This window comes from Bradyrhizobium sp. LeoB3 (genome assembly GCF_055456055.1).
Genome location: NZ_JBVBEF010000317.1, coordinates 1 through 915, shown reverse-complemented (window position 1 = coordinate 915; position 915 = coordinate 1). Strand labels below are relative to the sequence as shown.

1 protein-coding gene is annotated in these 915 nt (G+C 58.3%); it reads left to right on the top strand.

Features of this window, described 5'->3' with window-relative positions; genetic code table 11:
• The first annotated feature begins 502 nt into the window (after positions 1-502).
• Positions 503-703: a hypothetical protein gene (locus ACZXDY_RS46090; protein WP_464350038.1), complete on the top strand. Its 201-nt coding sequence runs from the start codon at positions 503-505 to the stop codon at positions 701-703.
• Positions 704-915 lie beyond the last annotated feature (212 nt).

Genomic DNA, 915 nt, shown 5'->3' with positions numbered 1-915 from the left:
CCCTGAGACATAGCTGTACCGGGCGACAGGGAAATGACCATCAAAGCGAAAACAACCAATGCAGAGGTTCTCATTTTTAACCTCCGAAACTGTATGCAAGACAAGGAAACTCTTGTGGTTTTGTTCCGCCGCCCACTAGGCAAGACCCTGGACGATCGCGGGGGGTGAATCGGTCGCGGGCCGCGACGCTGCACCGAAGCGACAGCGGCTCCTGCGCTCCGAGAAATTTTCCCCGCCATACTGGCAAGAGATTCGGAACGAAAGCTCCCGCCACGATTTCAGAAGCCATGAGACCGCCGCTCGCCGTTAAAACTACACGGCGCATGTCGCGGATAGCCAAAGGTCGCAAGACCCGCTGTTGTCGGAACAAGCGCTCGCGCAGATAGCGAAAAGCGGCGGTCTCCGGCTCCATTGCTCGGCAAGTTGGGAGGAGCACGGGTGGCGTGGGCGTGGGTCTGTGGGTCTCCGGGGGCGGCATTCTCACCCCGCACGAGGCTTCGTGATGTCCAACCGCATTGACATAGACCACAAACACAGCCGCGCCATTTTTCGAAAGATCGGCGAAAGATTGCGTGCGTTGCTGAAACCAGAGCCGGATTTACCGGCGAACGTTACAACGCAAATCAACCGGCTCCGCGCATTGGAAGAGCAGTCACCATCGATCATCCCAGCGGCCGAGCATTGGGACAAGCCGCGCCGGTAAGCTGCGATGGGGCAGCACAGACGGCTCGGCGAACAGGGGCGAGCAGTGTCATCGGCCAAGCTTCGTGCGTCAAAAATTTTGAGTGAGTTCGGTGAGGCACAATCCGAACTGATCGGCATCGCCGTCGTCCTTACTGTCTCCCTCCGGTGAGGGCCGCCTTGTCGGGTTAAGACGAGTGCTGTGTAACAGCCCTTATGGACAGCAATAAGTTC